The organism is Streptomyces sp. NBC_00637 (assembly GCF_045161545.1).
Taxonomy (GTDB): domain Bacteria; phylum Actinomycetota; class Actinomycetes; order Streptomycetales; family Streptomycetaceae; genus Streptomyces.
The window spans coordinates 1,704,466-1,730,715 of sequence record NZ_CP109046.1; the positions used below are offsets into that span (position 1 = coordinate 1,704,466).

General features: G+C 72.7%; 25 protein-coding genes and 1 pseudogene. 14 read left to right on the forward strand and 12 right to left on the reverse strand.

Features of this window, described 5'->3' with window-relative positions:
* Positions 1 to 139 precede the first annotated feature (139 nt).
* From OG440_RS07275 to OG440_RS07285, 3 genes are read left to right on the forward strand one after another with little or no spacing between them, the layout of a single operon-like run.
* On the forward strand, positions 140 to 1,165 hold the full coding sequence (locus OG440_RS07275) for a FecCD family ABC transporter permease (RefSeq protein WP_406006002.1): 1,026 nt from the start codon (positions 140 to 142) through the stop codon (positions 1,163 to 1,165).
* Complete coding sequence (locus OG440_RS07280; protein WP_406006003.1) at positions 1,162 to 2,283, forward strand: FecCD family ABC transporter permease; 1,122 nt, start codon at positions 1,162 to 1,164, stop codon at positions 2,281 to 2,283. Before OG440_RS07275 ends, OG440_RS07280 begins: the two co-directional genes overlap by 4 nt.
* Before the next feature lie 4 nt (positions 2,284 to 2,287).
* Complete coding sequence (locus tag OG440_RS07285; protein WP_406006004.1) at positions 2,288 to 3,268, forward strand: ABC transporter ATP-binding protein; 981 nt, start codon at positions 2,288 to 2,290, stop codon at positions 3,266 to 3,268.
* A gap of 96 nt (positions 3,269 to 3,364) precedes the next feature.
* Here OG440_RS07285 and OG440_RS07290 read toward each other — a convergent pair whose 3' ends face one another.
* The gene (locus OG440_RS07290) at positions 3,365 to 4,318 is read right to left on the reverse strand and encodes a methionyl-tRNA formyltransferase (protein WP_406006005.1); all 954 of its coding nucleotides are present in this window, start codon (positions 4,316 to 4,318) and stop codon (positions 3,365 to 3,367) included.
* A gap of 96 nt (positions 4,319 to 4,414) precedes the next feature.
* On the opposite strand from OG440_RS07290, the gene OG440_RS07295 reads away from it, so the two are divergent.
* Positions 4,415 to 5,722, forward strand: coding sequence for a lysine N(6)-hydroxylase/L-ornithine N(5)-oxygenase family protein (locus OG440_RS07295; protein ID WP_406011288.1), 1,308 nt, complete (start codon positions 4,415 to 4,417; stop codon positions 5,720 to 5,722).
* Between the two features lie 101 nt (positions 5,723 to 5,823).
* On the opposite strand, the gene OG440_RS07300 is transcribed toward OG440_RS07295, so the two are convergent.
* Positions 5,824 to 7,326, reverse strand: a complete 1,503-nt coding sequence (locus OG440_RS07300) for an amidohydrolase (protein ID WP_406006006.1) — start codon at positions 7,324 to 7,326, stop codon at positions 5,824 to 5,826.
* Positions 7,327 to 7,431: 105 nt separating this feature from the next.
* On the reverse strand, positions 7,432 to 8,985 hold the full coding sequence (locus tag OG440_RS07305; protein ID WP_406006007.1) for an IucA/IucC family protein: 1,554 nt from the start codon (positions 8,983 to 8,985) through the stop codon (positions 7,432 to 7,434).
* A 101-nt stretch (positions 8,986 to 9,086) separates the two neighbouring features.
* Here OG440_RS07305 and OG440_RS07310 point away from each other — a divergent pair, with 101 nt between their 5' ends.
* The 3 genes from OG440_RS07310 (at position 9,087) to OG440_RS07320 (ending at position 12,814) form a co-directional block, all read left to right on the forward strand.
* The gene (locus OG440_RS07310; protein WP_406006008.1) at positions 9,087 to 10,613 is read left to right on the forward strand and encodes an IucA/IucC family protein; all 1,527 of its coding nucleotides are present in this window, start codon (positions 9,087 to 9,089) and stop codon (positions 10,611 to 10,613) included.
* A 102-nt stretch (positions 10,614 to 10,715) separates the two neighbouring features.
* Positions 10,716 to 11,978: a VWA domain-containing protein gene (locus OG440_RS07315; protein WP_406006009.1), complete on the forward strand. Its 1,263-nt coding sequence runs from the start codon at positions 10,716 to 10,718 to the stop codon at positions 11,976 to 11,978.
* A complete protein-coding gene (locus tag OG440_RS07320; protein ID WP_406006010.1) occupies positions 11,978 to 12,814 on the forward strand; it encodes a hypothetical protein in 837 nt (278 codons plus the stop codon). Before OG440_RS07315 ends, OG440_RS07320 begins: the two co-directional genes overlap by 1 nt.
* 179 nt (positions 12,815 to 12,993) lie before the next feature.
* Here the strand turns inward: OG440_RS07320 and OG440_RS07325 are convergent, their stop codons facing one another.
* Positions 12,994 to 13,635 (reverse strand): winged helix-turn-helix transcriptional regulator, encoded by a 642-nt coding sequence (locus tag OG440_RS07325; protein ID WP_406006011.1) that lies wholly within the window; start codon positions 13,633 to 13,635, stop codon positions 12,994 to 12,996.
* An 87-nt stretch (positions 13,636 to 13,722) separates the two neighbouring features.
* Between OG440_RS07325 and OG440_RS07330 the strand changes: the two genes are divergently transcribed.
* The 4 genes from OG440_RS07330 to OG440_RS07345 all read left to right on the forward strand — a co-directional run bounded on the left by OG440_RS07330 (position 13,723) and on the right by OG440_RS07345 (position 16,886).
* Complete coding sequence (locus OG440_RS07330; RefSeq protein WP_406006012.1) at positions 13,723 to 14,931, forward strand: pyridoxal phosphate-dependent aminotransferase; 1,209 nt, start codon at positions 13,723 to 13,725, stop codon at positions 14,929 to 14,931.
* Positions 14,932 to 15,049: 118 nt separating this feature from the next.
* Entirely contained in the window at positions 15,050 to 15,649 is a 600-nt protein-coding gene (locus OG440_RS07335; protein WP_406006013.1) for a histidine phosphatase family protein, read from the forward strand.
* Positions 15,650 to 15,697: 48 nt separating this feature from the next.
* A complete protein-coding gene (locus OG440_RS07340) occupies positions 15,698 to 16,405 on the forward strand; it encodes a hypothetical protein (protein WP_406006014.1) in 708 nt (235 codons plus the stop codon).
* 58 nt (positions 16,406 to 16,463) lie between these two features.
* Entirely contained in the window at positions 16,464 to 16,886 is a 423-nt protein-coding gene (locus tag OG440_RS07345) for an acyl-CoA thioesterase (protein ID WP_406006015.1), read from the forward strand.
* Between the two features lies 1 nt (position 16,887).
* On the opposite strand, the pseudogene OG440_RS07350 reads toward OG440_RS07345, so the two are convergent.
* Positions 16,888 to 17,281 (reverse strand): annotated as a pseudogene (locus tag OG440_RS07350) (winged helix-turn-helix transcriptional regulator).
* A 113-nt stretch (positions 17,282 to 17,394) separates the two neighbouring features.
* Between OG440_RS07350 and OG440_RS07355 the strand changes: the two are divergent.
* Entirely contained in the window at positions 17,395 to 17,997 is a 603-nt protein-coding gene (locus OG440_RS07355; RefSeq protein ID WP_406006016.1) for an exonuclease, read from the forward strand.
* On the opposite strand, the gene OG440_RS07360 is transcribed toward OG440_RS07355, so the two are convergent.
* The 7 genes from OG440_RS07360 to OG440_RS07390 all read right to left on the reverse strand — a co-directional run bounded on the left by OG440_RS07360 (position 17,963) and on the right by OG440_RS07390 (position 23,905).
* Positions 17,963 to 19,306 (reverse strand): nucleobase:cation symporter-2 family protein, encoded by a 1,344-nt coding sequence (locus OG440_RS07360; RefSeq protein ID WP_406011289.1) that lies wholly within the window; start codon positions 19,304 to 19,306, stop codon positions 17,963 to 17,965. The genes OG440_RS07355 and OG440_RS07360 overlap by 35 nt on opposite strands.
* Before the next feature lie 355 nt (positions 19,307 to 19,661).
* Entirely contained in the window at positions 19,662 to 21,041 is a 1,380-nt protein-coding gene (locus OG440_RS07365) for an 8-oxoguanine deaminase (RefSeq protein ID WP_406006017.1), read from the reverse strand.
* A gap of 121 nt (positions 21,042 to 21,162) precedes the next feature.
* Positions 21,163 to 22,092 (reverse strand): factor-independent urate hydroxylase, encoded by a 930-nt coding sequence (pucL, locus tag OG440_RS07370; RefSeq protein WP_406006018.1) that lies wholly within the window; start codon positions 22,090 to 22,092, stop codon positions 21,163 to 21,165.
* A 4-nt stretch (positions 22,093 to 22,096) separates the two neighbouring features.
* Positions 22,097 to 22,522 (reverse strand): hydroxyisourate hydrolase, encoded by a 426-nt coding sequence (uraH, locus tag OG440_RS07375; RefSeq protein WP_406006019.1) that lies wholly within the window; start codon positions 22,520 to 22,522, stop codon positions 22,097 to 22,099.
* An 8-nt stretch (positions 22,523 to 22,530) separates the two neighbouring features.
* On the reverse strand, positions 22,531 to 23,040 hold the full coding sequence (gene uraD / locus OG440_RS07380) for a 2-oxo-4-hydroxy-4-carboxy-5-ureidoimidazoline decarboxylase (protein ID WP_406006020.1): 510 nt from the start codon (positions 23,038 to 23,040) through the stop codon (positions 22,531 to 22,533).
* Between the two features lie 221 nt (positions 23,041 to 23,261).
* Positions 23,262 to 23,630, reverse strand: coding sequence for a helix-turn-helix domain-containing protein (locus tag OG440_RS07385; RefSeq protein ID WP_406006021.1), 369 nt, complete (start codon positions 23,628 to 23,630; stop codon positions 23,262 to 23,264).
* Complete coding sequence (locus OG440_RS07390) at positions 23,627 to 23,905, reverse strand: thiamine-binding protein (protein ID WP_406006022.1); 279 nt, start codon at positions 23,903 to 23,905, stop codon at positions 23,627 to 23,629. The genes OG440_RS07385 and OG440_RS07390 overlap by 4 nt, the downstream gene beginning before the upstream one ends.
* Before the next feature lie 225 nt (positions 23,906 to 24,130).
* Here OG440_RS07390 and OG440_RS07395 point away from each other — a divergent pair, with 225 nt between their 5' ends.
* Entirely contained in the window at positions 24,131 to 24,952 is an 822-nt protein-coding gene (locus OG440_RS07395) for a TIM barrel protein (protein ID WP_406006023.1), read from the forward strand.
* Positions 24,953 to 24,978: 26 nt separating this feature from the next.
* The gene (locus OG440_RS07400) at positions 24,979 to 25,881 is read left to right on the forward strand and encodes a 2-hydroxy-3-oxopropionate reductase (protein WP_406006024.1); all 903 of its coding nucleotides are present in this window, start codon (positions 24,979 to 24,981) and stop codon (positions 25,879 to 25,881) included.
* The last annotated feature ends 369 nt before the right edge of the window (positions 25,882 to 26,250 follow it).

The following is a 26,250-nucleotide window of genomic DNA, read 5'->3' on the forward strand; positions in this document are numbered from 1 at the left end:
CCCCCTCACCGCGGCTGAGGTTATGCTCACCTAACCTGCTGACAGGATCGTCCGGCGGTCCGCAACAGGGGTCTGCGCGACGGACGATGGGCCGAACGCACCCCGGCGACACCCGGGACCGCGACAGGGAGAACGGCACGTGGCTTCAGGCAGAAGGCTTCGCACCGCGGTGCTGGTGACCCTCGTCGTCGCCCTCCTCATCGCCCTGTCCCTGCTGTCCGTGGCGCTGGGCGCGCTGAACGTTCCGCTCGACCAGGTCGTCCGCGCGGTCCTGGGCCGTCCGCCCAGCCGCCTCGTCGACAACGTCGTCTGGTCGGTGCGGGTGCCCCGCACCCTGCTGGGCCTGACGACGGGCGCCGCGCTCGGCCTGTCCGGCGCGCTGATGCAGGCCCTCACCCGCAACCCCCTCGCGGACCCGGGCATCCTCGGCGTCAGCGCGGGGGCGTCCTTCGCGATCGTGCTGGCGGTCGCGGTGTTCGGGGTCGGATCGCTCTACGGCTACGTGTGGTTCGCGTTCGCCGGGGCTCTCGCCGCGAGCGTCCTGGTCTTCTGCCTGGGCCGGCTGGGCCGTTCCGGGGCCACGCCCGTCAAGCTCGCGCTCGCCGGGGTCGCCGTCACCTCGCTGCTGTCGTCGCTCACCAGTGCCGTGGTGCTGACCGACCAGGACGCCCTGGACCGCTACCGCTTCTGGTCGGCCGGCTCGCTGGCCGACCGGGACTCCGGCGAACTGCTGCGCATCGCGCCCTTCCTGGCGGTCGGCGCCGTCCTCGCCCTGTCCTGCGCGCCCGCCCTCAACAGCATGGCCCTCGGCGACGACGTGGCCGCCTCGCTGGGCCGGCGGCTCGGCCTGGTCCGCCTCCAGGGCGTCACCGCGGTGATGCTGCTGACGGGCGCCTCGGTCGCCGTCATCGGTCCCGTGGTCTTCCTCGGCCTGGTCGTCCCGCACATCGCGCGCGTCCTCGCCCAGTACGCCGGCCTCGGCCCCGACCACCGCTGGCTGCTGCCGCTGTCGGCCGCCCTCGCGCCCGTACTGCTGCTGTCCGCGGACATCCTGGGCCGGACGCTGGCCCGGCCCACCGAGATCCAGGCCGGCGTCCTCGTCGCCTTCCTCGGCGGCCCGTTCTTCATCGCCCTGGTCCGCCGCCGTAAGCTCGCGGAGGTGTGAGCGTGCCCGCACAGTCCCCGGCCCCGCAGGCCACACCGGCCGTCCACACGTCCCCCGCCGTCCCCGCGCGTTCCGCGCCGCGCGTGCGGCCGTTCCGGCTGGCCTTCCCCCCGGTGTCCGGCGTGCTGCGCCCGCGCCTGGTACTGACCGGGGTGCTGGTCGCGGCGGGCGCGTCCCTGCTGTTCTGCTGGGGCCTCACCCTCGGCGACTACCCCGTGCCCCTCACCGACGTCGTCAGGGCGCTGGGCGGCGCTGGCGACCCCGGCACGGTCGTCGTCGTCCGGGATCTGCGGCTGCCGCGCGCCCTGACCGGGCTGCTGGTCGGCCTCGCGTTCGGCGTCTCGGGGGCCGTGTTCCAGACGATGACCCGCAACCCGCTGGCCAGCCCCGACATGATCGGGCTGACCGAGGGCGCCGGAACGGCCGTGGTGGCGGCCGTGGTCCTCGGCCTGCCCGGCGGCATCGGACTGTCGACGCTGGGGCTGCTGGGCGCGCTGGCGACCGCGCTGCTCGTGTACGCGCTGGCGTGGAAGGGCGGGACCACCGGATACCGCATCATCCTGGTCGGCATCGGCGTGTCCTGGATCTGCACCAGCGCCACCGACTTCCTGGTGGCGCGCGGCAGCCGGTTCCAGGCGGAGGAGGCCATCGGCTGGCTGGTCGGCAACCTCAACGGCCGGACCTGGGACCAGGTGGACTCGCTGGCCCTCGCCTTGGCCGTGCTCCTGCCGGTCACCCTGGCGATGGGCCGCTGGATGCGCACCCTCCAACTCGGCGACGACGTGGCCGCGGGGCTCGGCACGCCCGTCCAGTCCGTCCGGCTGGCGCTGTTGCTGGCCGGGGTGGGGCTGGTCGCCTTCGGCACGGCGGCGGCCGGTCCGGTGGCCTTCGTGGCCCTGGCCTGCCCGCAGATCGCCCAGCGGCTGGCGGGCACCGCGTCGCCGCCGCCCGTCGTCTCCGGTCTCACCGGCGCACTGGTCGTCCTCGGCTCGGATCTCCTCGCCCGCGAGGCGGTCCCGGGGACGGAACTGCCGGTCGGGATCGTCACCGGCGCCCTCGGCGCGCCGGTCCTGCTGTGGCTGCTCATCCGCGCCAACCGCGCGGGCTCTGGAGGCTGATCCCATGTCGACCACCGACCCGCGCGCCCCGCGCACCCCACGGCCGTCCGCGCCGAAGCCCGGCGCGGCCGTCCCGCGCCCGGCCGCCACCGACACGGCCGCCCACGCCGACACGGCGGGCCCGGTCACCGCCCGTCCGCCGTCCACGGAGCCCCGGTTGCGGGCCCGGGGCCTGCATCTCGCCTACGACGGACGGTCGGTGGTGGAGGATCTGGACCTCGCCGTGCCGACCGGCCGGATCACCGCCATCGTCGGGGCCAACGCCTGCGGCAAGTCGACCCTGTTGCGCGCGCTGGCCCGGCTGCTGGCACCGCGGCGGGGCGTCGTCGAACTGGACGGCGTCGCCCTGCGGTCCGTGCCGGGCCGCGAGCTCGCGCGCACCCTCGGCATCCTGCCGCAGACGCCGGTGGCGCCGGAGGGGCTGACCGTCTTCGACCTGGTGGGCAGGGGCCGTTCACCGCACCAGACCTGGTGGCGGCAGTGGTCCGCGGCGGACGAGGAGGCCGTGCACGGGGCGCTGGCGGCAACCGGGCTGACCGACCTCGCCGACCGGCCCGTCGACGAGCTCTCCGGCGGCCAGCGGCAGCGCGCGTGGATCGCGATGGCCGTCGCCCAGGGCACCCCCCTGCTGCTCCTGGACGAGCCGACCACCTATCTCGACCTCGCCCACCAGATCGACGTGCTGGACCTGATCACGGACCTCAACCGGCGCGAGGGACGCACCGTGGTGATGGTGCTGCACGACCTCAACCAGGCGTGCCGGTACGCCGATCACGTCATCGCCATGAAGGCGGGCCGGATCGTCGCCGAGGGCACGCCCGCCGAGGTGGTCACCGAGGCCACCGTCGAGGACGTCTTCGCCCTGCGCTGCCGGATCACCCCCGACCCGGTCAGCGGGACCCCGCTGGTCATCCCGCTGGGCAGGCACCACCAGGACGACGGGGTCAGGGCCGGCGGGACGCGGCCGGCGGCGATCGTCGACTGACCCGGCGCCGGCCCCCGTCACGCGGGCCCGGGGTCCGGTCCGGAGCAGCCGTGCCCGTCCCCGTCCCCTTTCCCGCCTACGTTTCCCTTCGGACGCTCACGGGCGGGACGTCAGATACCCGCCCATGGTGCGGAAGTAGTCGCCGGCCGCGTACTCGGTGCCGTCGTCGGTGCGTACCCGCCGTACGAGGAGACCCCGGGCGCGGCCCGACCAGGAATCGGCTCCCGCCACCACGACGACGCCGTCCCCCTCCCGGATGAAGATCCGGCCGGGGGTGCCGCCGTAGCACCCCTGCGACACGGCCGCCGAGACGATCCTCAGCCGCCGGCCGCGGTGGAAGGCGTACGCGTTCGGGTACGGGTCCGACTGGGCCCGCACGAGCCGTTCCAGGCGTTCCGCGGGCCAGCTCCAGTCGATGCGGCTGTCCTCCGCCGACCGCTTGTGGAAGAAGCTGGCCCGGGCCCGGTCCTGCGGCACCCACCGGCCGGCGTCCCGGCCGGAGGCGATCAGGTCGAGCGACTCGCGCACGAGGGGGGCGATGAGGTCGACGGTCCGGTGGAACAGGTCGGTCGCCGTGTCGGTGGGCCCCACCGGCACCGAACGCTGCACCAGGACGTCCCCTGCGTCGAGTTCGGTGTTCATGCGGTGCGCGGTGACGCCGACGCGCTCCTCGCCGTTGAGGAGCGCCCAGATGATCGGCGAGAACCCCGCGTACGACGGCAGCAGCGAGTCGTGGATGTTGAGGGTGCCGTGCGGCGGCAGGTCGAACAGCTCCGGGGGCAGCCAGGTCCGCCAGTTGTTGGCGACGATGATGTCCGGCCGGGCGTCCGCCACCGCGGCCAGGAGTTCGGCGTCGTCGGGACGGTTGCGCAGCAGCACGGGGACGTCGTTCTTCTCCGCGAGTTCGGCGACGTTGTCGTCCCATATCTTCTCGTAGGCGTGCTCGCTCTTCGGATGGGTGACGACGAGGGCCACCTCGTGGTCGGAGTCCAGCAGCGCCTGCAGCGTGCGGTGACCCCAGGTCTGGTAGCCGAGCATGACGACCCGCATGACGTCCTCCCCTTCAACGACTCATTGCAAGGTAAGCCTTACCTTATCTAGCATGGGCCTGCCTGAGGAGGCGATGCCAAGGTGAAGTCACCGCTCATGGGTGCCGACGTCGTACACGACGTCATCGGAATCGGATTCGGTCCATCAAATCTCGCTCTTTCCATAGCGGTTGAGGAGCACAACTCAGACCTTCCGGCAGAGCGCCGCCTCAACGCCCTGTTCCTGGAGCGCCAGCCGCGCTTCGGCTGGCACCGGGGCATGCTCATCGACGACGCCACGATGCAGGTGTCCTTCCTCAAGGACCTCGTCACCCTGCGCAACCCGACCAGCGACTACAGCTTCCTGTGCTTCCTGCGCGAGCGGGGCAGACTGATCGACTTCCTGAACCAGAAAACCCTCTTCCCGCTGCGGATGGAGTTTCACGAGTACTTCGAGTGGGCCGCGGCGCGGGTCTCCCACCTGGTCTCGTACGGCAGCGAGGTGGTCTCCGTGGTGCCGGTGCGCGGCGACGACGCGGAGGTGGCCTTCTTCGACGTCACCTGCCGCGACACCACGGGTGCGGGAGAGACCGTGACCCACAGGACCCGCAACGTCAGCGTGGCCATGGGGCTGGAGCCGCATGTGCCTCCGGGTCTGGAGCTCGCCGAACGTGTCTGGCACAACAGCGAGTTGATCCCGCGCGCCACGCGACTGGGCGAGGCGGGTGTCCCGGTGCGGCGGGCCGTGGTGCTCGGCGCCGGGCAGAGCGCCGCCGAGGCGGTGGACTACCTGCACCGCACCTTCCCCGAGGCAGAGGTGTGCTCGGTCTTCGCCAAGTACGGCTACACCCCGGCCGACGACAGCCCGTTCGCCAACCGCATCTTCGACCCGGAGGCGGTCGACGTCTACTTCTCGGCCCCCTCCGAGGTCAAGCAGTCGCTGATCGACTACCACCGCTCCACCAACTACTCGGTGGTCGACATGGAGTTGATCGAGGCCCTGTACGCCACCTCGTACCGGGAGAAGGTCGCGGGCCGGGAGCGGCTGCGCTTCCTCAACGTCTCCCGGGTGCGCTCCGTGGACCGCGGCGCCGACGGCGGACTGGAGGTCGCCGTGGAGTTCCTGCCCACCGGTGAGCGGCAGGTGCTCTGCGCCGACGTGCTGGTGCTCGCCACCGGATACCGGCCGCGAGATCTGGCGTCGCTGCTCGGCGAGGCGGCGAAGCTCTGCCTCCGCGACGACGGGGACGCGGTCCGCGTGAGCCGGGACCACCGGGTGGAGACCGTGCCGGAGGTGACGGCAGGCCTCTACCTCCAGGGCGGGACCGAGCACACCCACGGGCTGACCAGCACCCTGCTGTCGACGGTCGCCGTCCGGGCGGACGAGATCCACCGCTCCGTGCTGGCCGCGAGGCAGGCGGTCTGACCCGTGCGAACGCCCCGGGTCCGCAGGGTACGGTCCCTTCCGGATCCGGGGTCCGCTCCGCCGGCGGGCGGCGCGCTCCCGGGCCGCCGCCGCCGTCCGGCTCAGTACGGCCCGTGGGTCCAGCGGCCGTCCGTCATCGTGGCGTGCACGGGCATCGCCCGCAGGGCGTCGGGGCCGGCCTCCGAAGGGTCCACGTCCACGACCACCAGGTCGGCCGGGTCGCCGACCCGGATGAGCCGGCGTCCGCGGGCCGACGCGACCAGCGCGTCCCGCACGGACAGGCGCTGCTCCGGGTGCCAGGCGGGGCGTTCGTCATCGGTACGGCTGACGGCCGACGCGAGGGCGAGCCAGGGGTCGAGCGGCGAGACCGGGGCGTCGGAACCGAACTCCAGACGGGCGCCGGCGGCGAGCAGATCGGCGTAGGCGAAGGCGCGTCCGGTGCGTCCCGCCCAGTGCCGGTCCGCCACGTCACGGTCGTCCGTGGCGTGCCGGGGCTGCACGCCCGCCGTGACGCCCAGCCGCGCGAACCTCGGGACGTCCTCGGGGCTCAGCAGCTGCGCGTGTTCGATGCGGCCCCGGCAGCGCACCGCCTCGAAGGCGTCCAGGGCCAGCGTGTTGGCGTGGTCGCCGATGGCGTGCACCGCGGGCACGACTCCGTGCGCGGCGGCCCGGCGCATGAGCCGCACCAGCTCGTGCGGCGCCGTCTCCTCGATGCCGTGCGAGCCGTCCGTCCCCTCCAGCCCCGGATAGGGGTCGCGGCACAGCGCGGTGCGGGTGTTGAGCGAGCCGTCGGTGAAGAGCTTCAGCGGTCCCACCCGCACCAGGCCGCCGGGCGCGCCGACCTCGTCCCCGGTGCGCAGTCCGCGCTTCACTGCCGCGTCCAGGCGGCTCGGGTAGATCGCGGCCGCCACCCGCACGGCCGGCCGGAACGCGGCCGCGCGGCGTTCCCAGTCCGCGACCGTGTCGCCGAACTGGAAGTCGATGACACCGGTGACCCCGCGCGCCGCCGCGGCCCGGCAGGCGTCCGCGATCCAGCCGTCGACGACCTCGGCCGGCGCCTTGGGAAGCGCGGACAGGACCTCGTGGCACTCGGTCTCCCTGACCAGGCCGGTGGCGTGGTCGCCCCGGCCGACGAGGGCGAGACAGGCGGAGTTCAGCCATGCGGCGTGCAGATCGGCGCTGACCAGGGCGACCGGCCGGTCGGGCAGGACCGCGTCGAGGAGACGCTTGTGCGGGGCGTCGGGCCACAGCCCGTCCCGGAAGCCGTACCCGAAGAGCACCGTGCCGTCGGGCTCCGCGTCGCCGCGTTCGCGCACCAGGTCGGCCACGGCCCGCGCGGAGCCGGTCCCGGCCAGGTCCAGGCGGTGCCGGGCGCTCGCCCACTCCGCCATGTGGACGTGGGCGTCCCAGAGGCCGGGCAGCAGCACCCGCCCGTCGAGGTCGAGGACCCGTTCGACCCCGGTCCGCACCGCCCGTACCCCGGTCTCGGCCGTAGCGACGACATGGGTGATCCTGCCGTCCGCGATCCGCAGCCGGGTGAGCGGCCCGCCGGCGCCGAGCCGCACCCGGTCGAGCGTCAGCGGGGCGCTCGCGTGGTCCGCCATATGAGCCTCCCTGTGCGACGGGAACGGCTCCGCACCCGGAACCCCCCGCCCGATCAAGTTAGGCTTACCTTATCTCGTGATCGCGCTTCCGCCCCCGGGCCGGCGTCACCGGACGAGCGGGTTGGGCAGCGGCAGGTAGCGGGCGTCGGCGCCGTCCGCGCCCGTCCAGCGCAGCAACAGGTTCGTCTTGCCGGGCAGGGTGGGTGCCGTCAGCAGGGCGGCGGCCTCGGGAAGGCCGTGGCGGTCCAGTTCACGGCGGACGGCGAGCCAGGGATCGAAGCCGGGGTGGCACTCGGCGAGCGCCGCCGCGGCCTCCCACAGATGGTTCACGACCAGGCAGTACACCAGCCGTTCCCAGCCGGCCGCCCGCTCCACGTCCGGCAGCAGCTTCACGCCCTCGGCGTCCCGGAACAGCGCCCGCACGGGGATGCCGTGGGCGTCCACGGCGATCAGCGTGTTCTGCAGATGGGCCTCGAGGACGACCCCGTGGTCGGCGAAGGCGGTCAGGGCCGGGGGGACGACGACGTCCAGGTAGGCACCCCACCAGGCGGCCGGGTCCGCCGTGGTGGCCAGCGGGCTGCCGTCGAAGCCCTCGACGAGTCCCGCGGCGAGCAGCGGGGTGGCGCCGGGCGGCAGCGCGCCCGCCAGCCCGTCGCGGACCAGGACGGCGAGCGCCTCGAAGGCGAACGCGGCGGTGCGGTAGCCGCGGTCGCTCAGCCAGACCGCCGGGCCGCCGGCCGCGCGGCCGCCGCCCGCGGCGAAGGCCCGCACCACCGCCTCGTCGGTCCGGCGCAGTTTCAGCAGGTCGTGTCGCCACAGCCGGCGGATGTCGTTGGTGATGCGGACGTCGAGGCTGAACTTCAGGCACAGGTCCCGCTCAGGTGCGTAGACCGTCCGCACGGCGGCCGTCGGCCAGACGTCGAAGCCGGTCGCGCCGAGCCGGACCAGCCGGCCGTCGGCGAAGGCCGGGGCGAGCTCCGGTGCGGCCAGGTCGAGCTGCCAGGGGTGGGCGGGCAGCAGCCGGTAGCCGGGCGGGGCCGTACCGAGGGAGTCGAGCGCGCGGGTGTCGCCCTCCTCGACGACCGCGTCCTCGCGCAGCCCCAGCAGGACCAGCGGAAAGCGGGCGTGGGCCTCCGGGGCGTACGGCAGCCAGCCGGCCGGCGGGCCGCCGCCGCGCGCCTTGGGGGCGGGATGGTGCGGGTGGCCGGTGAGGAGCGACTGCTCGGAGCGCAGATAGGGGCCGGGCGGCGGGGTGGCTCGCGCGCGTGCGCTGAGCATCGCGGCCACCACGTCCCGGCTGTCGGTCATCTCGGCGGGCAGTTCGTGGTTGTCCAGCCCGGTGTGCCCGCGCAGCGCCTCGGCGGCCAGTTCGACGAGTCCGCCGTGCCCGAGGCGGTGCCAGGCGCCCGCCGTGTACACCTCGGGCTCGGCGGGCCGCCGCTCGCCGCGCACGCGCAGCAACCGGCCGGACGACCCGTCGCCGGGCAGCCGGAACACGAACCGGCCGTCGCCGCCCGGCGGGCCCGGCAGCGGCTCGGCGACCTCCCGCAGCAGACAGTTCAGCAGCGGCGCCGCCGCGTAGGCGTCGGCGCGCTCGGCGACGCCGTCGGCGGACGCCTCGGCGTCGGCGGGCGGGGGGATGAGGTCCACGCGATCCACTGGTTCCCTGGTTCCCTACGGTTCTTCCGGGCGGAGACGATCATTATCGCGTCGTCACGGCCCCTACGTGACGTCGTACCCGCACCCTCAGGAGCCCACCCGTGCACCGTCCCCCCACCGCCGAGGCCGAGCCGGCCACGGAACTGGCCGCCGTACGTCCCTCGCTCGGCCCGCGGTTCACGGCCGCGCTGCCCGGGGCGAGGGCGGCCGTGCTGACCCGGCTGTGGCGGGCGCTCGTCCACGAACCCCTGCCGTGGATCGCGCACCGCGCGGAGTCCGGCGGGGAGAGCCTGCTGGGACTGCGCGACGGACGCCGCCTGCACGGCCCGCGCGCGGATCCGTACGCGACCGCCGCCTATGTGACGGAGGTACGGCTGGACCGCGTGGCGTACGACGATCCGGCCCGGCTGATGACGGCGCTCGGGGTGCCGCACGGCGCGGACTTCGCCGGTGAACTAGCCGACAGTGTCTCGTCGTTGGCGCTTTCACGGGCCGGACAGGAGCCCGGATCCGCCTCGCTGGACGATCCGGGCTCGTGGCCCGCGCACGACTGGGAGTGGGAGCAGCGGGTGGTCGACGGGCATCCCTTCCATCCGGGCTGCCGTTCGCGGCCCGGCTTCTCGGTGGCCGAGCAGCTCGCGTACGGGCCCGAGCACCGGCCCTCGGTGCGGCTGGGGCTGCTGCCGGTGCCCGCCGGTGAGTGCCTGGTGTCGGGCGAGTGGCCGCGCGAGCTGCGGGACGGGACCCGGCTGGTGATCCCGGTGCATCCGTGGCAGGCCGAGCACGTACTCGGGCGTTCCTGCGAACAGGGGGTCGCCGCACATCCGTTGATGTCGTTGCGCACCCTCGCGCTTCCCGGCGGTCCGCACGTCAAGACCGCGCTGAGCACCCGGCTGACGTCCTCCGTACGGGACATCTCCGTCGGGTCCATCGCCTCCTCCGCCGCCCTCTCGGCGTTCGCGCAGACCCTGACCCCGCACACGGACGGCCTGCTGCACACGACCCGCACCCTGGGCGCGGCCACCGCGAACTCCCCCGATCTCGCGGCCGTGCTCCGGGAGTCGCCGCGGGTCTTCGGGGCGCCGGGCGAACACGTCGTCCCGGTCGCCGCCCTCGCCGGTACCCGACTGCCCGCCTCACCGGCCTGGTTGGCGGAGTTCGCGCGCCTGGCGCTCACCGTCGGGCTGGGCCTGCTGGAACGGGGCGTGGCGCTGGAGGCGCACGGCCAGAACCTGCTGGTCGTGCTGTCGGCGTCGGGCGCCCCGCTGCGGCTGGTCTACCGCGATCTGGCCGACATCCGGGTGAGTCCGGCCCGGCTGGCCCGGCACGGCGTCGCACTGCCGGACGAACTGCCCGAGCGGATCCGCACGGACGACGTGACGGCGCTACGGCGCAAGCTGTTCGGCTCGCTGGTCGCGGGCGCGCTGGCCGGGACGGCGGGCAGCCGCCCGGCCCTGCGGGCGGCCCTGGAGACGGCCGTTCGGGACCTCCCGCCCTCGCCGGACCTCGCGGCGCTGTGCGGCGAACCGCTGCCGGCCAAGGCGCTGACGCTGATGCGGCTGTCGGCGGGGGTACCGGGTGACCAGTGGGCCCTGCTGCCCAACCCGCTGACCGGCAAGGCTTGTTGACCCTGGGGTGGGACAGCGGCGGGGGCGGGGTCCGGCCTCGATGTCGACACCGGTTCCGCCGCCGTTTTGTGGCCGGACGCCTCTGATCAATAGGATCCGCCGATGATCAGAACACAACGGCTGGCGGCGGGCGTCTGCGCCCTGCTCGCCGCGCTCACGGCGGGGATAGCCTTCCCGGCCGGGGCGGTGGCCGACGAGACCACCGCCACCGCGCCCAAGGTCGACCTGGTCCTCGACGTCAGCGGTTCGATGCGGACGAAGGACATGGACGGCGGGACGCGGATGGCCGCGGCCAAGCAGGCGTTCAACGAGGTGCTGGACGCGACCCCGGAGAACGTCCTCCTGGGCATCCGCACCCTGGGCGCCAACTACCCGGGCGACGACCAGAAGACGGGCTGCAAGGACACCGCGCAGCTCTATCCGGTCGGCCCGCTGGACCGGACCGAGGCCAAGACCGCGGTGGCGACCCTGTCGCCGACCGGCTGGACGCCGATCGGCCCGGCCCTGCTGAAGGCGGCCGGCGACCTCGACGGCGGCACCGGCTCCAAGCGCATCGTACTGATCAGCGACGGCGAGGACACCTGCGCCCCGCTCGACCCGTGCGAGGTGGCCCGGGAGATCGCGGCGAAGGGCATCGGCCTGACGATCGACACGCTCGGCCTGGTGCCCAACGTCAAGATGCGTCAGCAGCTCAGCTGCATCGCCGAGGCGACCGGCGGCACCTACACCTCGGTGGAGCACACCGACGAACTCACCGACCGTGTCAACCAGTTGGTCGACCGCGCCGCCGACCCCGTGGTCACGCCGGTGGCCACCGAGGGCGCGGCCTCCTGCTCCGCGGCCCCGGCCCTGAAGTCCGGGCTGTACACCGACCGCGAGGAGTTCGGCCAGGAGCGCTGGTACAAGGTGGACGTCGAACCGGGCCAGGAGCTGCGCGCCTCGGTGAGCGTGTCGGCGGACCGGACCATGAACCCCGACTACGGGGTGCTGCTGCGCGCCGTGACGGTGCACGGCCGGGAGATCGTGCGCGGTGAGGCGGCCGGAAACGGGCGTACCGACGTCATCTCGACCGGTCTGCGCTACCCGAAGGCGGAGAGCGACGAGGACGAGGCTCCCGCCGAGACGGTGTGCGTGCAGGTGACCAACTCCTACTCGGCGGCGGCGGGCGTCAAGACCACGCCGGGAATGCCGCTGGAGCTGACCGTGGACGTGGTCGACGGTCCGTCACAGGCGACCGATGTGGCCTCCTTCGGCCTCGGACGCGGCTGGTGGCTGCTGGGCGTCCTGGTGCTGTTCGGCTTCCTCGCGGGTGTGCTGTGGGGCTGGGTGTCCCGCTGGCGGGTCGCGGTCTGGAGGACCAACTGATGCGTATCACACGTGTGTTGAGCAGCACCCTGCTGGCGCTGGGACCGGTGCTCGGGCTGGCGCTCGGGCCGGCGGCCGCACCGGCCGCGGCCGACTCCACCCCCTCGGCGAGCCCGTCCGACGACAGCTCCGCGCCGACCGAGGCGGGCACCTCGTTCCGTACGGCGACGGAGATCGACCAGGGGCAGACGGCGACGGCGAGCGGATCCGCGGGCGACTACCTCTACTGGTCGTTCCCGGCGGACTCGGGCCAACGCCCCACCGTCAAGGCGACGGTGAAGCTGCCGCAGGCCCACACCACGCAGACCTGGCAGGTCGACGTGTACGACGGTCTGCGCCGCCGCCAGGCCTGCCAGTACGGCGCCCAGACGCGCACCGCCGCCCAGGGCACCGCCTCGGTGGAGCTGGCCTGCGTGCTGCGCACGGTCCGCGCCTGGTCGGAGCCGTGGGCCGACGACCCGCTGCCGGGCACCTACTACGTCCGGCTGACGGTCCTCGACCTGAAGGCGGCCGACCTCGGTCTGCCGGTCGGCGCGGAACTGCGGGTGGAGTCCAAGGACATCGGGGGCGCCGCGGCCGTCGACGGTTCGCTGGCGAAGCCGCTGGTCCCGGGCATCGCCGTCACGTCCGATGCGCAGGACGACGACTCCGACGACTCGTCGGCCACGGCCGTGCTGTCGAGCATCGAGCCGGACGACGGCTGGGCCTCCGGCTGGTGGTCCGACCGCTGGGTGTGGAGCGCGATCGGCGCGGTGCTGGCCGCCCTCGCCGGGATCGGCGGATACACGCTGACCCGGGGTTCGGGACGGCCGCGAAACGTACCGCCGGGCGCCTGACCGCCACTTGACGTCCCATCAGAAGGCCCGCCGCGTCCCAGCGGCGGGCCTTCCGTCCTCCCCGCGCCGGACGCTTTCCGTCCTCCCCGCGCCGGACGCTTTCCGTCATGCCTGCGCCGGACGCTTTCCGTCATGCCTGCGCCGGGCCGTCCGTGACGCGCCCTCCCCCGAGGTCGCCCTCAGGCCTCCCGCAGCGCCTTGGCCAGGGTGCCGTCGCCGCCGACCTCGATCCGGCCGGCCCGTACCGCGTCGAGCACCCCCAACGCTCCCTGGGCGACCGCCGTACAGGTGTCCGCGTCGAGGACGAGCCGCGCGTCGGGCTCCGCGGGCGCGGGCCCGTCGCCGTACACCGGCCCGTCCTCCGCGCCCACGTACAGATGGAAGGCCCCCTCGTCGAGCCGGACTTCGACGAGCCCCGCACCCGTGGCCCCCTCGGCGTCGAGCCCGCGCAGCAGGGGCAGCGCGAACCAGTGCGCGCGGAGGGCGTCGGTGGGCCGCCGCTCACCGAGTTCGCCTTCGCCCCACTTCCCCAGCGCCTGCAACACGGGCAGCAACCGCCGCCCCCGTGCGGTGAGTTCGTACACGTAGGCCGCGCCCGGCGGAGGCAGCCGGCGCCGGGTGGTCAGCCCGTCCCTTTCCATGTCCTTCAACCGCGAGGCGAGCACGTCCGTGCTCACACCCGGCAGATCGGCGTGCAGGTCCGTGTAACGGCGCGGGCCGGCGAGCAGCTCCCGGACGATCAGCAAGGTCCAGCGGTCGCCGACGGCGTCGAGCGCCCGGGCGGCGGAACAGTACTGGTCGTAGCTTCGGCGAGGTGACATGGCACGCAGTCTAGACATGTCGTTGGACTTTCCAAGCTGGAACTTGGTAAAACCAAGCAACACAACGAACCGGAGGGGCGAGCGCGCATGGAGTTCCGGCAGTCGAACAAGCTGAGCGAGGTCTGTTACGAGATCCGCGGCCCGGTGATCGAGCACGCCGACGCGCTGGAGGCGGCGGGCCACAGCGTCCTGCGCCTGAACACCGGCAACCCCGCGCTCTTCGGCTTCGAGGCGCCCGAGGAGATCCTCCAGGACATGATCAGGATGCTCCCGCGGGCGCACGGTTACACGGACTCGCGCGGCATCCTCTCGGCCCGCCGCGCCGTGGCCCAGCGCTACCAGGAGCGGGGCCTGGAGGTCGGCGTCGACGACGTCTTCCTCGGCAACGGCGTGTCGGAACTGGTCTCCATGGCCGTACAGGCGCTGATCGAGGACGGCGACGAGATCCTCATCCCGGCCCCCGACTTCCCGCTGTGGACGGCGGTGACCACGCTCGCGGGCGGCAAGGCGGTCCACTACCTCTGCGACGAGCAGGCCGAGTGGTACCCGGACCTGGACGACATGGCGTCCAAGATCACCGACCGCACCAAGGCCGTCGTCATCATCAACCCCAACAACCCCACCGGCGCGGTCTACCCCAAGGAGATCATCGAGGGCATCCTCGACCTGGCGCGCCGGCACGGTCTGATGGTCTTCGCCGACGAGATCTACGACCAGATCCTCTACGACGACGCAGTCCACCACTCGGCCGCCGCGCTCGCGCCCGACCTGGTGGTCCTGACCTTCTGCGGCCTGTCCAAGACGTACCGGGTGGCGGGCTTCCGCTCGGGCTGGCTCGTGGTGACCGGCCCCAGGCAGCACGCCAGGAACTATCTGGAGGGCCTCACCATGCTGGCCTCCATGCGCCTGTGCGCCAACGCGCCCGCCCAGTACGCCATCCAGGCGGCGCTCGGCGGCCGCCAGTCCATCCACGAGCTGACGGCGCCGGGCGGCAGGCTCTACGACCAGCGCGAGACGGCCTGGGAGAAGCTCAACGAGATCCCCGGCGTGTCGTGCGTGAAACCCAAGGGCGCGCTGTACGCGTTCCCCCGCATCGACCCCAAGGCGCACCCGATCCACGACGACGAGAAGTTCGTCCTGGACCTCCTGCTGAGGGAGAAGATCCAGGTCGTCCAGGGCACCGGCTTCAACTGGCCGACCCCCGACCACTTCCGCATCCTGACCCTGCCCCACGCGGACGACCTGGAGGCCGCGATCGGCCGGATCGGGCGGTTCCTCAGCGGGTACCGGCAGTAGCGCGCGACGGCCGGTCCCTCGGGCCCGGCCCTCCCCCGCCACCGCCGGACGCTGACGTGCGCACGCCCGGGTCCTGTGTCACGGTGCTGACAGGCACGGCAGGAAGGGGCACGCGCGCGTGGGCGACCTGTTTCTCGTGCGGCACGGGGAGACCGCGTGGTCACGCTCGGGCCGGCACACCGGATCGACGGACGTCCCGCTGACCGAGCACGGCCGGGACGAGGCACGACGGCTGGCGCCGCTGATCCGTTCGCACCGGATCGGGGCCGCGTTCGTCAGCCCGGCGCAACGGGCGCGGGAGACGGCGGAGCTGATCGGACTGCACGATGCCCGGGTCGACGCCGGTCTGCGGGAGTGGGACTACGGCGGTTACGAGGGCGTCACCACGGCCGACATCCAGCGGACGCGACCGGGTTGGTTCCTCTTCACGGACGGGGTCGCGCCCGGCCCGTCCGACCGCCCCGGGGAGACGCCCGAACAGGTCGGCGAGCGGGCCGACCGGGTGCTGGCCCGGATCGACGCGGCACACACCGAGACCGGCCACGGCGTGGTGCTGGTGGCGCACGGGCACTTCCTGCGGGTGCTGACCGCCCGCCGGCTGGGGCTGCCGGCATCGGCCGGAGCGCTGTTCCAGCTGGCGACGGGGACCCTGTGCCGGCTCGGCACGGAACACGGACGGCCGGTCATCGCCGCCTGGAATGTCAGACCCGGGTCGTAGCCTTCGATGAGGCCCCCCGTCGGGGCCGGCATTCGAGGGGAGCACGCCGTGACACGACCGCCGACCGCCGCCCAGCGGCGTGTCATCGACGCCGCCGACCCGGTCACCGGGCGACTGCGGGGCACGCAGACCCAGTTGGCGGCGCTGGTACGGCACGGGCTCGCCTTCCGGCACCCGCGCCCGCCGCACGACCACTTCCTGACACCGGCGGGGCACCGGATCCGGGAGGAGACCCCGGCGCCCGAGCCCGCGCCCGGAACCGCTCCGGCAGGGGTACAGGCGGCCACTCCGGCAGCCGCTCCGGCAGGCGTTCCGCGGGCGGCCGCCCCCGAGCCGCCGCCGGCGGAGAACGGCGTCTTCGCCGCGCGCGTCGGCGGCGAGGAGGACGCCGGGCCGGCCGCCGCCTCCCGGGCCCGCGAGGTGCACAGCGCCTGGCAGGGCCTGCTCGAACTGCGCCGCATGACCCGACCGGACGGGGCCACCGACCGGCCGTGCGGCTGGGAGCGCACGCACCTCGTGCGGGCCGCCGCGCTGGCCCTGGAGGCGGCCGGCCATCGTCCCGCCGGGCCCCGGGGTACCGACGGCTACCGGGTGCGGGCGACCCCGCAGCCGGAGGCGGTCGCCGTGCACGCACCGGACGACGCGACACTGCGGGCCTGCGCGGCGACCCTGGAGAAGGCCGGCTGGCAGGCCGGCGAGCACACCGAGTCCCGCACGAGAGCGCGCTATCTGCTGGCTTCCCCGCGCCGAGTGTGAGGGACATGCCAAGATCGACGGTCAGGGCACCGACATCGAGAAGCGAGAAGGGGACACCGTGAGCGAGCCGTTCTCCGTCCGGATCACCGTACGCGGCTACGAGACCGACGTGCAGGGACACCTCAACCAGAGCGTGTACATCAACTACGCGGAACACGCTCGCTGGTCACTGCTCCAGGCCGCGGGCATCACCCAGGCCGGTCTGCGCGCCAAGGGGGTCGGCCCGGTCGCCCTGGAGACGACCATCCGCTACCGGCGCGAACTGCTGGCGGGCGACGAGGTCGACGTCACCTGCGCCTTCGAGTGGGCCGGCGGCAAGACGTTCCGCATCCAGCAGATCATCCGCAGGGCGGACGGTACGGTCTGCGCCGAACTCACCTCGGTCGGCGGGCTGCTGGACCTGGAGAAGCGCCGGCTGATCTCCGACCCGACGGACTGCTTCAAGGAACTGGCCGCGGATCCGAGCCTGTTCGGGTTCTAGCTCAGACCGGTTCCGCTTCCCGCTCGGTGTCGTAGGCCGCCCGGGCCTCGCGACATAGATCCTGTTGCGCTCGGCCCAGTTCGTCAGACGCGCAGGGTCTCGTACAACTCCAGTGCCACCGGCGTCAGTTCGTACTCGACCTTGGGCGGCACCGTCGGGTGCACCGTGCGGGTGACGAGCCCGTCGCGCTCCAGGTTGCGCAGGGTGAGCGTCAGCATGCGGCGGCTGATGCCCTCGATGCTGCGCTCCAGCTCCGTGAAGCGGATGGGGCCGTGCGCCGCCGCGACGAGGATCTGCACGCTCCGCTTCCCCGACACCCTGTCAGGCACTTCCCGTACCGGGCAGGCGTGCGCGTTCACGACCTGCGGGGTATCACCGGTGTTCCCCCGGGACATTCGACCGGAGCCGGCGCGCGCACCCGCCGCGGCGCGCCGCCGGACGCCGGGATGCTCCGCCACCGCTCAATGCGGATGCGCGGCGCCCCGCCCACCTGCGATGCTCTGGTCCCATGTCCGCACGACGCGTGAAACCGAGCCTCTACATCTCCGTCGACGTCGAGGCGGACGGTCCGATCCCGGGGCCGTACTCGATGCTGAGCCTGGGCGCGGCGGTCGCGGGACGGCACGACGCCGACGGGTTCACCGCGGCCGACCCCGCCCGGCAGACCTTCTACCGTGAACTGCGGCCGATCAGCGACGATTTCGTCCCGGAGGCGCTGGCCGTGAGCGGACTCGACCGGGAGCGTCTGACCAAGGAGGGTCTCGAACCCGCCTTGGCGCTGGCGCAGTTCGGCCGCTGGGTGGGCGAGGTGAGCGGGGACGCCCAGCCGGTGATGAGCGGCTACCCGGCGTCGTACGACTGGACGTTCCTGTACTGGTATCTGATCCGCTTCACCGGTGAGAGCCCCTTCGGGCACTCCGGCTGCCTCGACCTGAAGACGCTGTACGCCACCAAGGCGGGGGCGCCCCTGCGGGCGGTGGCGAAGCGGACGATGCCGGCGCACCTGCTGCCGAGGCGTCCGCACACCCACCACGCACGGGACGACGCCGTCGAACAGGCCGAGCTGCTCGCGAACCTCATGGCGTGGCCGGGGCCCGGGTCGCCCCGGTGAGCTCCTCCCCCGCCGCCGTCGGACGGGTCACGTCCGCCGCGTCCCGCGCCCGGCCGGTGTGGTGGAAGACCAGGTTGAGCAGGACGGCCGCCAGACAGCCCGTGGAGATTCCGGAGTCCAGGACGATCCTGGCCGTCTCCGGGAAGGCGTGGTAGAACTCCGGCGCGGTGATCGGGATGATCCCGACCGCCAGGGACACGGCCACGATCATGACGTTGTCGTCCTTCTCCAGGCCCGCCCGGACCAGGGTCTGGATGCCGCTGGCGGCGACCGAACCGAACAGGACGACGCCGGCACCGCCGAGGACCGGGCGGGGTACGACGGCGATGAGCGAGGCGGCCGCCGGGCACAGGCCCATCAGGACGAGGAAGCCGCCGCCGGTGGCGACGACATAGCGGCTGCGGATCCTGGTCATCGCGACCAGCCCGATGTTCTGGGCGAACGCGCTGCACATGAAGCCGTTGAAGACCGGGCTGAGGGCCGAGCCCAGGGTGTCGGCGCGCAGGCCCGCCGCGATGGTCCGCTCGTCCGCCGGACGTTCGACGATCTCGCCCAACGCCAGCATGTCCGCGGTTGATTCGGTCATCGAGACCACCATCACCACGCACATCGACAGGATCGCCGCGAGCTGGAACTGCGGGGCCCCGAAGTGGAAGGGGGTGGGGAAGCCGACGACACCCGCGTCGGCCACCGGGCCGAAGTCCGTGACGCCGAAGGGGATCGCGACGAGCGTGCCGACCAGCAGACCGAGCAGCACGGCGACCTGCTTGACGAAGCCGCGCGTGAAGCGGCGCAGGAGCAGCACGATCAGGAGGGTCGCCGCCGCGAGGCCCAGGTTCGTCGTCGAACCGTGGTCGGATGCCGTGGGGTCGGGGCCCTGCGCCCAGCCGAAGGCGACGGGGAGCAGGGAGACGCCGATCAGGGTGATGACCGTCCCCGTGACGACGGGCGGGAAGAAGCGGACCGCCTTGCAGAAGACGGGCGCGGCCAGGAAGCCCAGCAGACCGGCCACGATCACGGCGCCGAAGATGACGGGCAGGGCGTCCCGCCTGTCGTCGGTGGAGGCCACGATCGCCGTCATCGGGGCGACCCCCGCGAAGGTGACACCGTTGACGAACGGTAGGCGGGCGCCGATCTTCCAGACGCCCAGCGTCTGGAGGAGGGTGGCGAGGCCTGCCGTGAACAGGCAGGCGCCGGTGAGGAAGGTGAGTTCGGTGCCGGTCAGGCCCGCGGCCGCGCCGACGATCAGGGGCGGGGCGACGACCCCCGCGTACATGGCGGCCACGTGCTGGAGGCCGCTCGTCGCCATTCTCAGTGCGGGAAGTTTTTCGTCCACGGGGTGGTCGACTGCATGCGGGGACACGGCGGCTCTCCTCCGGTCGGGTACACGTCGGCTCTGACGCGGGTGTCAGGGAGGTGGTGCGGCGCTGCTGGAAGTGCCTGGGGGAAACCGTTCCGGGGCACGCGCGTCCGCGCGCGCCCCGGCCACGGCTGCCGGTCGAGGGCCGTCCCCCTCGACCGGAGTCCGGTGCCCGCGGGGACCGCGGTCTCCACGGGGCAAGTCCCTTACGGGGTCCGCCTCTTACGGGCGGGTTTCCTCTGTGCGGGCCTCTTGTGCACGGGTCCCTCAGGGGTAGGGGCCCGTCCGCAACGGGTGGGCGTGTTCAGCTCTGTGCGGCGATGCGTGCCAGCCGCCGCGCTTCCTCCCGCGTCGAGCGGGCGATCGCGTCCTCGTCGGCGTGCAACAGGCGGCCGTGCTCGACGATCTGACGGCCGTTCACGAAGGAGGCGGTGACGGGCGCCGCCGCGCCGAAGACCAGGGCGGTCACCGGGTCGGCGATGGAGGCGTGGGCGAGGGTGTCCAGCTTCCACAGCACCAGGTCGGCCAGCTTGCCCGGCTCCAGGGAGCCGATCTGCGAGGCGCGGCCCAGGACCTGGGCGCCGCCGTAGGTGCCCAGGCGCAGCGCCTGACGGGCGTTCAGGGCGGCCTCGCGGTGGGCGCCGAGACGGTTGATGAGCAGGGCGTTGCGCAGCTCGGTGTGGAGTTCGCCGGATTCGTTGGAGGCCGTGCCGTCGACGCCGAGGCCGACCGGGACGCCGGCCTTCAGCATGTCGGGGACCCGGGCGATGCCCGCCGCCAGCCGGGCGTTCGAGGAGGGGCAGTGGGCGACACCCGTGCCCGTGCGGGCGAAGGCGTCGATGTCGGAGTCGTTCATGTGGACGCAGTGCGCCATCCACACGTCCTCGCCCAGCCAGCCGGTGGACTCGAAGTAGTCGGTGGGACCCATGCCGAACAGCTCGTGGCAGAACTTCTCCTCCTCGACCGTCTCCGAGCCGTGGGTGTGCAGACGCACGCCGAGCCGGCGGGCCAACTCGGCTCCCTGGCGCATCAGTTCAGTGGAGACGGAGAAGGGCGAACAGGGCGCGACGGCGACCTGGGTCATCGCGTCGAAGGAGTCGTCGTGGTGCTGCCCGACGGTCTCCTCGGTGGCGGCGAGCGCGCCCTCCAGGGTCTCGACGGCGAAGTCCGGGGGCAGGCCGCCGTCCTTCTCGCTGCGGTCCATGGAGCCGCGGGCGAGGGTGAAGCGGACGCCCATGTCGCGGGCGGCGCCGATGATCGCGCCGGACAGGTCGCCGGAGCCCTTCGGGAAGACGTAGTGGTGGTCCATGGCGGTGGTGACGCCGCCGCGGGCCATCATCGCCAGGGAGCCCTGGGCGGCCGCGCGGACCATCTGCTCGTCGATGCGCGCCCAGGTGGGGTAGAGGGCGACGAGCCAGTCGAAGAGGTTGTGGTCGGTGGCCAGTCCCCGGGTGATCCACTGGTAGAAGTGGTGATGGGTGTTGACCAGGCCCGGGGTGACCAGGTGCCCGGTGGCGTCGATACGGCGCTCGACGTTCTCCAGGCCGTCCGGGGCCCTGCCCGCGCCGAGCGACTCGATCCGGTTGCCGGCGAGGACGAGGTGACCGTTCTCGTACGCGGTGTCGTGCGCGTCCACGGTCGCGATCGAACAGTTCTCGATGACGGTGCGCCGGTCTGCTGCCATGGTGTCGTCCTTTTCGCTCAGTGGACTCTGGTGGAGAGGGCACGGCAGGACCCTGGGAGTTTGAGTGCCGTGGCCGGTGAGGCGCGGGCTCGCCGGCCACGGGTGCCGAAAAGGGGGTGGGTCAGAGGTTGGTGAGGTCCACGGGGACCCTCGCCTCGCAGCCGTCCCGCAGGACGGTGGCCTCGATCAGGCCGTAGGGACGGTCGGCGGCGTAGTAGACGGCTCCGTCGGCGGTGTCGTTCTTCAGCCCGAACGGCTTCAGGTCCACCAGGAAGTGATGCTTGTTGGGGAGCGAGAAGCGGACCTCGTCGATCTCGCCGCGGTGGTCGATGATCCGCGAGCCCATGGCGTACAGGGTCTGCTGGAGGGAGAGGGAGTACGTCTGCGCGAAGGCCTGCAGCATGTGGTGCTTGACCTGGGCGTACGACTCCTCCCAGGCCGGCGCCTGCTGGGCGTCGTCGGTCCAGTTGAAGCGCCAGCGGCTGGACACCTCGGTCGCCAGGACGCGGTCGTGCGCCTCCGGCAGCGTCGTGTACTTGTCCTTGACGTAGCCCCAGAACTCGGAGTTCGTCGAGTTCATGACGGTCAGGTCCTTGAGCCCGGAGACGACCTCCCAGGAGGAGCCGTCGTAGGTGATCTGCGCGAGACGCGTCTCCTGGCCCTTGCGGACGAAGGAGTGTTCGTCCTCGCCGGGCGTCTCGATCCGCTCCCAGGTGTACTCCTCGATGCGGATCCGCGCGGTCCTGATCGGTTCCTGTGAGGTCACGAAGTGGCGGGCGAGGTGGATGCCGAACTGCTCGGCGGAGTCGATGCCGTACTCCTTGGCGAACGCGTACACCGTGTTCTTGGTGGTGTCGGTCGGCAGGACGTTGGCATTCGAGCCGGAGTAGTGGACCTCGTCCATGTCGCCGCTCAGCGACACGGACACGTTGAGGTCCTTGATGTGGTGGGTGGCGCCGTCCCGCGTGATCCTGACGACGCGGTTCTCGGCCTTGCCGTACTGGTTCTGTCCCAGGAACGCAGGGCGGGCCGGGTGGGAATGGGCGGTCATCTAGCTAGCTCCCTCGGTAAACGGAGTAGCCGAACGGGTTGAGCAGCAGCGGTACGTGATAGTGCTCGCCGGGCACGACGGCGAAGGTGATCGCCACCTCCGGGAAGAACACGGGTGCGGGACCGCTGTCCCGATTCGCGGGGACGTCCTGCTGCGTATCGGCTTGCTTCTTCTCATGTCGCTCGAAGTACGCCTCCACGGCGAAGTCGAGCCGTACGTGGGTGGTCCCCTCCGGCAGCGCCGGCAGGTCCTTGCAGCGGCCGTCCGCGTCGGTCGCGGAACCGCCGAGGGCACGCCAGTCCCCCTCCTGCCCGTGCCCGGCACCCCGGCCCGAGCGGGCGGAGAGGTGGACGGCGACACCGGCGGCGGGGCGGCCGACGGAGGTGTCCAGGATGTGGGTGGACACCGATGCGGTGCTGCTGGTGCTCATGGGGTGCGTCAGTCCTCTTCGACGAGTCGGGCGAGGCGGGTACGGTTGATCTTGCCCAGTTCGACGCGGACGATCTCCCGTTCCCGCTCCGGCGCGTTGCCGATCCGCTCCTTCACCGCGTCCCGCATCTGCTCGCCGGTGCGACCGGTGGCGCAGATCAGGAAGACATGGCCGAACTTCTCCTGGTAGGCCAGGTTCAGTTCGAGCATTTCGGCCTTGAGCTCCCCGGAGGCGCCGGCCATGCCGCGCTGTTCGCGGGCCGAGGTCGGGTCGCCGGGCTCGGGGCGGCCGATCGGCGGGTGCCCCGCCATCGCCTCCGCCAGGTCCGTGGCGGTCAGGCCGGCCATGGCGGCGTCACTGACGGCGTACAGCTCGGCGACGGTGGCGTAGGGGCGGGCCGCGAGCAGTCGGCCGGCCCACGCCGTGGAGGCACACGCCTCGTGGAGCGCGGCGCGGGCCGCGGGCTCCTCGAGGTCGTTGAACCGGGCCAGACCCGGGGGTGGGGCGGTCGAAGTCACGGGAGCCTCCGTGGCCGCGGAACGGCCGTCGTGCTTGAGCGGACTGCGGCCAGCTAACGCCTGTCCGCGACACCACGTCAACACTTTGTTGAAAATTCCGGGTAACGAAACCCGGCGGCCCCCTGCGACACCCGTACGGCTTCTCTGCGGCCCCTTGCGGCCCCGCGGCAGCCCCTTGCGGCCCTCTTGCGGCCCGGGAAAGTCCTCCCCCGACGGACCGCTCAGGCGCCTTTCTCCCGGTTGAGATAGTTGTAGACGGTGAAGCGGCTCACCCCGAGCGCGCTCGCCACGGTCTCCACGCCGTGCCGTACGGAGAAGGCGCCACGCGCCTCGAGTATCCGGACGACCTCCTGCTTGGCCTTGCGGTCCAGGTCGGCGAGCGGTCTGCCCTTCCTGCGCTCCATGGCGGCGAGGATGTGGTCGAGGGAGTCGGCGAGCTGGGGCAGCCGCACCGCGACGGCGTCGACACCCTCCCAGGCCAGGACGACATCGTCGGTGCCGGCCTCGTCCGGCGGGATCATCTCCCCGCCCATCGCGTCGACCAGCGGCTTCACGGCCGCGATGAAGGCCTCGTCGCCGGAGGTGCTCACGCGCCCTCCCCGAGGGCGTCGGCGTCGGCGTCCGCGTCATCGAGGACGTTGACCTGGAGCGAGACCCGGGTGGCGCCCGCGCCGAGGGACTTGCGCAGCAGGGCGTCCACGGCGGCGAGCACGGCGTCGGCGGCCCCCTCGACGGTGTTGCCGAACGGCCCGACGTCCACCGCGTCCAGGTCGGCCGCCTCGATCACCGCACGGGCGACCAGCGCGTGCGCGGGCGCCTCGTCGAGGTCGAAGGGCTCGGTGGTGAACTCCACTTTCAGTCGCATCGCGCCCCACACCTCTCTCGACGGGACCGGATCGTCGGCGCCCGGACCCCGACCTTAACGGACCTGGCGGACGATCACCCGGGAGTCGGGATTCCACCGGGACGGGGCTCCGACGCCCCCTCATCCCCTTGACAAGCCGCCCGACCGAACGGCAATCTTCCAATAAGCAGAAAACAACTTCCGCAATACGGAAACACTCGACACGGAAGGGAGCGCGGAACCCCTATGGGATTCGAAGACCGGCGCTTCAACGTCAACCTGTCGATCCTCTTCACGGAACTCCCGCTCCTGGAGCGCCCCGCGGCCGCCGCCGCGGCGGGCTTCACCGCGGTCGAGCTGTGGTGGCCCTGGATCGACTCACCCACCCCCGCAGCGTCCGAACTCGACGCGCTGAAGAACGCGATCGAGGACGCGGGCGTACGGCTCACCGGCCTCAACTTCTACGCCGGACGGCTTCCGGGCCCCGACCGTGGCGCCCTGTCGCTGCCCGGCGAGGAGTCGGAGCGGTTCCGCGCCAACGTGGACGTGGCCGCCGACTTCGCGCAGTCCCTGGGCTGCGGTGCGCTCAACGCGCTCTACGGCAACCGCCTCGACGGCGTCGACCCGGCCGAACAGGACGCGCTCGCGCTGGAGAACCTGGTCCTCGCGGCCCGGGCCGCGCACCGGATCGGCGCGATCCTGCTGATCGAGGCGTTGAACCGGCCCGAGTCACCCCGCTACCCGCTGGTCAGCGCGCCGGCCGCGATCGGCGTCGTCGACAGGGTCAACGACGCCACGGGACTCGGCAACGCGAAGTTCCTGATGGACCTCTACCACCTGTCGATGAACGGCGAGGACCTGCCGTCGGTGATCGAGCGCTATGCGTCGAGGACCGGCCACGTGCAGATCGCCGACAATCCGGGCCGTGGCGCGCCGGGCACCGGCTCGCTGCCCCTCGAGGACCTCCTCGACCGGCTGCGCAAGGCCGGATACGACGGCTGGGTCGGCCTCGAGTACAAGCCGGGCGACCGCCCGAGCGCCGAGGCCTTCGACTGGCTGCCCCGCTGATCCCCCCGTACCGAGAGGCACCCCCGATGAGCAACGCACTTCCCGCACTGCCCAAGATCGCCTGGATAGGCCTCGGCATCATGGGCTCGCCCATGTCCGAGAACCTCGTCAAGGCGGGTTACGACGTCACCGGCTTCACCCTGGAGCAGGACAAGCTGGACCGGCTGGCCGCCGCCGGAGGCAGCGCCGCGGGGTCCATCGCCGAGGCCGTGCGCGACGCCGACGTCGTGATCACGATGGTGCCGGCCTCACCCCAGGTGGAGGCCATCGCCTACGGCCCCGACGGCATCCTGGAGAACGCGCGGACCGGGGCGCTGCTGATCGACATGTCCTCGATCACCCCGCAGACCTCGATCGACCTGGCGCGGGCGGCGAGGGACAAGGGCATCCGGGTGCTCGACGCCCCCGTGTCCGGCGGTGAGGCCGGTGCCGTCGAGGCCGTGCTCTCCATCATGGTGGGCGGCGAGCAGAGCGACTTCGACGAGGCGGAGCCCGTCTTCGAGGCGCTCGGCAGGACCATCGTGCTGTGCGGTCCGCACGGCTCGGGGCAGACCGTCAAGGCCGCCAACCAGCTGATCGTCGCCGTGAACATCCAGGCGTGCGCCGAGGCCGTGGTCTTCCTGGAGAAGTCGGGCGTGGACCTGAAGGCGGCGCTGGACGTGCTCGGCGGCGGGCTCGCCGGCTCGACCGTCCTGGCCCGCAAGAAGGACAACTTCCTCACCCGCGACTTCAAGCCGGGCTTCCGGATCGATCTGCACCACAAGGACATGGGCATCGTCACGGACGCCGCCCGCAACGTCGGAGCGGCCCTGCCGGTGGGCGCGATGGTCGCCCAGCTGGTCGCGAGCCTGCGCGCGCAGGGCGACGGCGGACTGGACCACTCGGCCCTGCTGCGAGCCGTCGAGCGCCTGTCGGGCGCGCGGCTCTGAGACTTCCGGGCGGCGCCGTCGCTGACATCTGTCCTGTCGCGCCCAGGTGGCGGCGTCGCCCGGAAACCCTTTTAGAAACTGTTGTCGACCGGTGCGCACGACCTCGTCGGCGACCGGACACCAGTCTCGCGTACGGATCCTGACACACCGTCACGACCTCGTACGCGCGGCCCGCGGCCCTACCGTGCGACCCGGATGAGGGGTGACGCCGGAAGGGGGGCGCGGGCAGGGCGAGGACCGCGGCGGCGTGCGAGCCAGTGCGGTGGTGAAGGAACGGGGCCTGCTTCTCGACCTGAGGGAAGCCCGCTCCCGGCTCCGTCGCACCCCGCCGCGGTCCCTGCCCCCACCTCGGACCCGTCCCACCCCACC

Coding starts and splice junctions, on each gene's coding strand:
- OG440_RS07285 (WP_406006004.1), top strand. CDS start 2,288: ATGTCGACCACCGACCCGCGCGCCCCGCGCACCCCACGGCCGTCCGCG.
- OG440_RS07290 (WP_406006005.1), bottom strand. CDS start 4,318: ATGCGGGTCGTCATGCTCGGCTACCAGACCTGGGGTCACCGCACGCTG.
- OG440_RS07295 (WP_406011288.1), top strand. CDS start 4,415: ATGGGTGCCGACGTCGTACACGACGTCATCGGAATCGGATTCGGTCCA.
- OG440_RS07300 (WP_406006006.1), bottom strand. CDS start 7,326: ATGGCGGACCACGCGAGCGCCCCGCTGACGCTCGACCGGGTGCGGCTC.
- OG440_RS07315 (WP_406006009.1), top strand. CDS start 10,716: ATGATCAGAACACAACGGCTGGCGGCGGGCGTCTGCGCCCTGCTCGCC.
- OG440_RS07320 (WP_406006010.1), top strand. CDS start 11,978: ATGCGTATCACACGTGTGTTGAGCAGCACCCTGCTGGCGCTGGGACCG.
- OG440_RS07325 (WP_406006011.1), bottom strand. CDS start 13,635: ATGTCACCTCGCCGAAGCTACGACCAGTACTGTTCCGCCGCCCGGGCG.
- OG440_RS07330 (WP_406006012.1), top strand. CDS start 13,723: ATGGAGTTCCGGCAGTCGAACAAGCTGAGCGAGGTCTGTTACGAGATC.
- OG440_RS07355 (WP_406006016.1), top strand. CDS start 17,395: ATGTCCGCACGACGCGTGAAACCGAGCCTCTACATCTCCGTCGACGTC.
- OG440_RS07360 (WP_406011289.1), bottom strand. CDS start 19,306: ATGGCGACGAGCGGCCTCCAGCACGTGGCCGCCATGTACGCGGGGGTC.
- OG440_RS07365 (WP_406006017.1), bottom strand. CDS start 21,041: ATGGCAGCAGACCGGCGCACCGTCATCGAGAACTGTTCGATCGCGACC.
- pucL (WP_406006018.1), bottom strand. CDS start 22,092: ATGACCGCCCATTCCCACCCGGCCCGCCCTGCGTTCCTGGGACAGAAC.
- uraH (WP_406006019.1), bottom strand. CDS start 22,522: ATGAGCACCAGCAGCACCGCATCGGTGTCCACCCACATCCTGGACACC.
- OG440_RS07390 (WP_406006022.1), bottom strand. CDS start 23,905: ATGCGACTGAAAGTGGAGTTCACCACCGAGCCCTTCGACCTCGACGAG.
- OG440_RS07395 (WP_406006023.1), top strand. CDS start 24,131: ATGGGATTCGAAGACCGGCGCTTCAACGTCAACCTGTCGATCCTCTTC.
- OG440_RS07400 (WP_406006024.1), top strand. CDS start 24,979: ATGAGCAACGCACTTCCCGCACTGCCCAAGATCGCCTGGATAGGCCTC.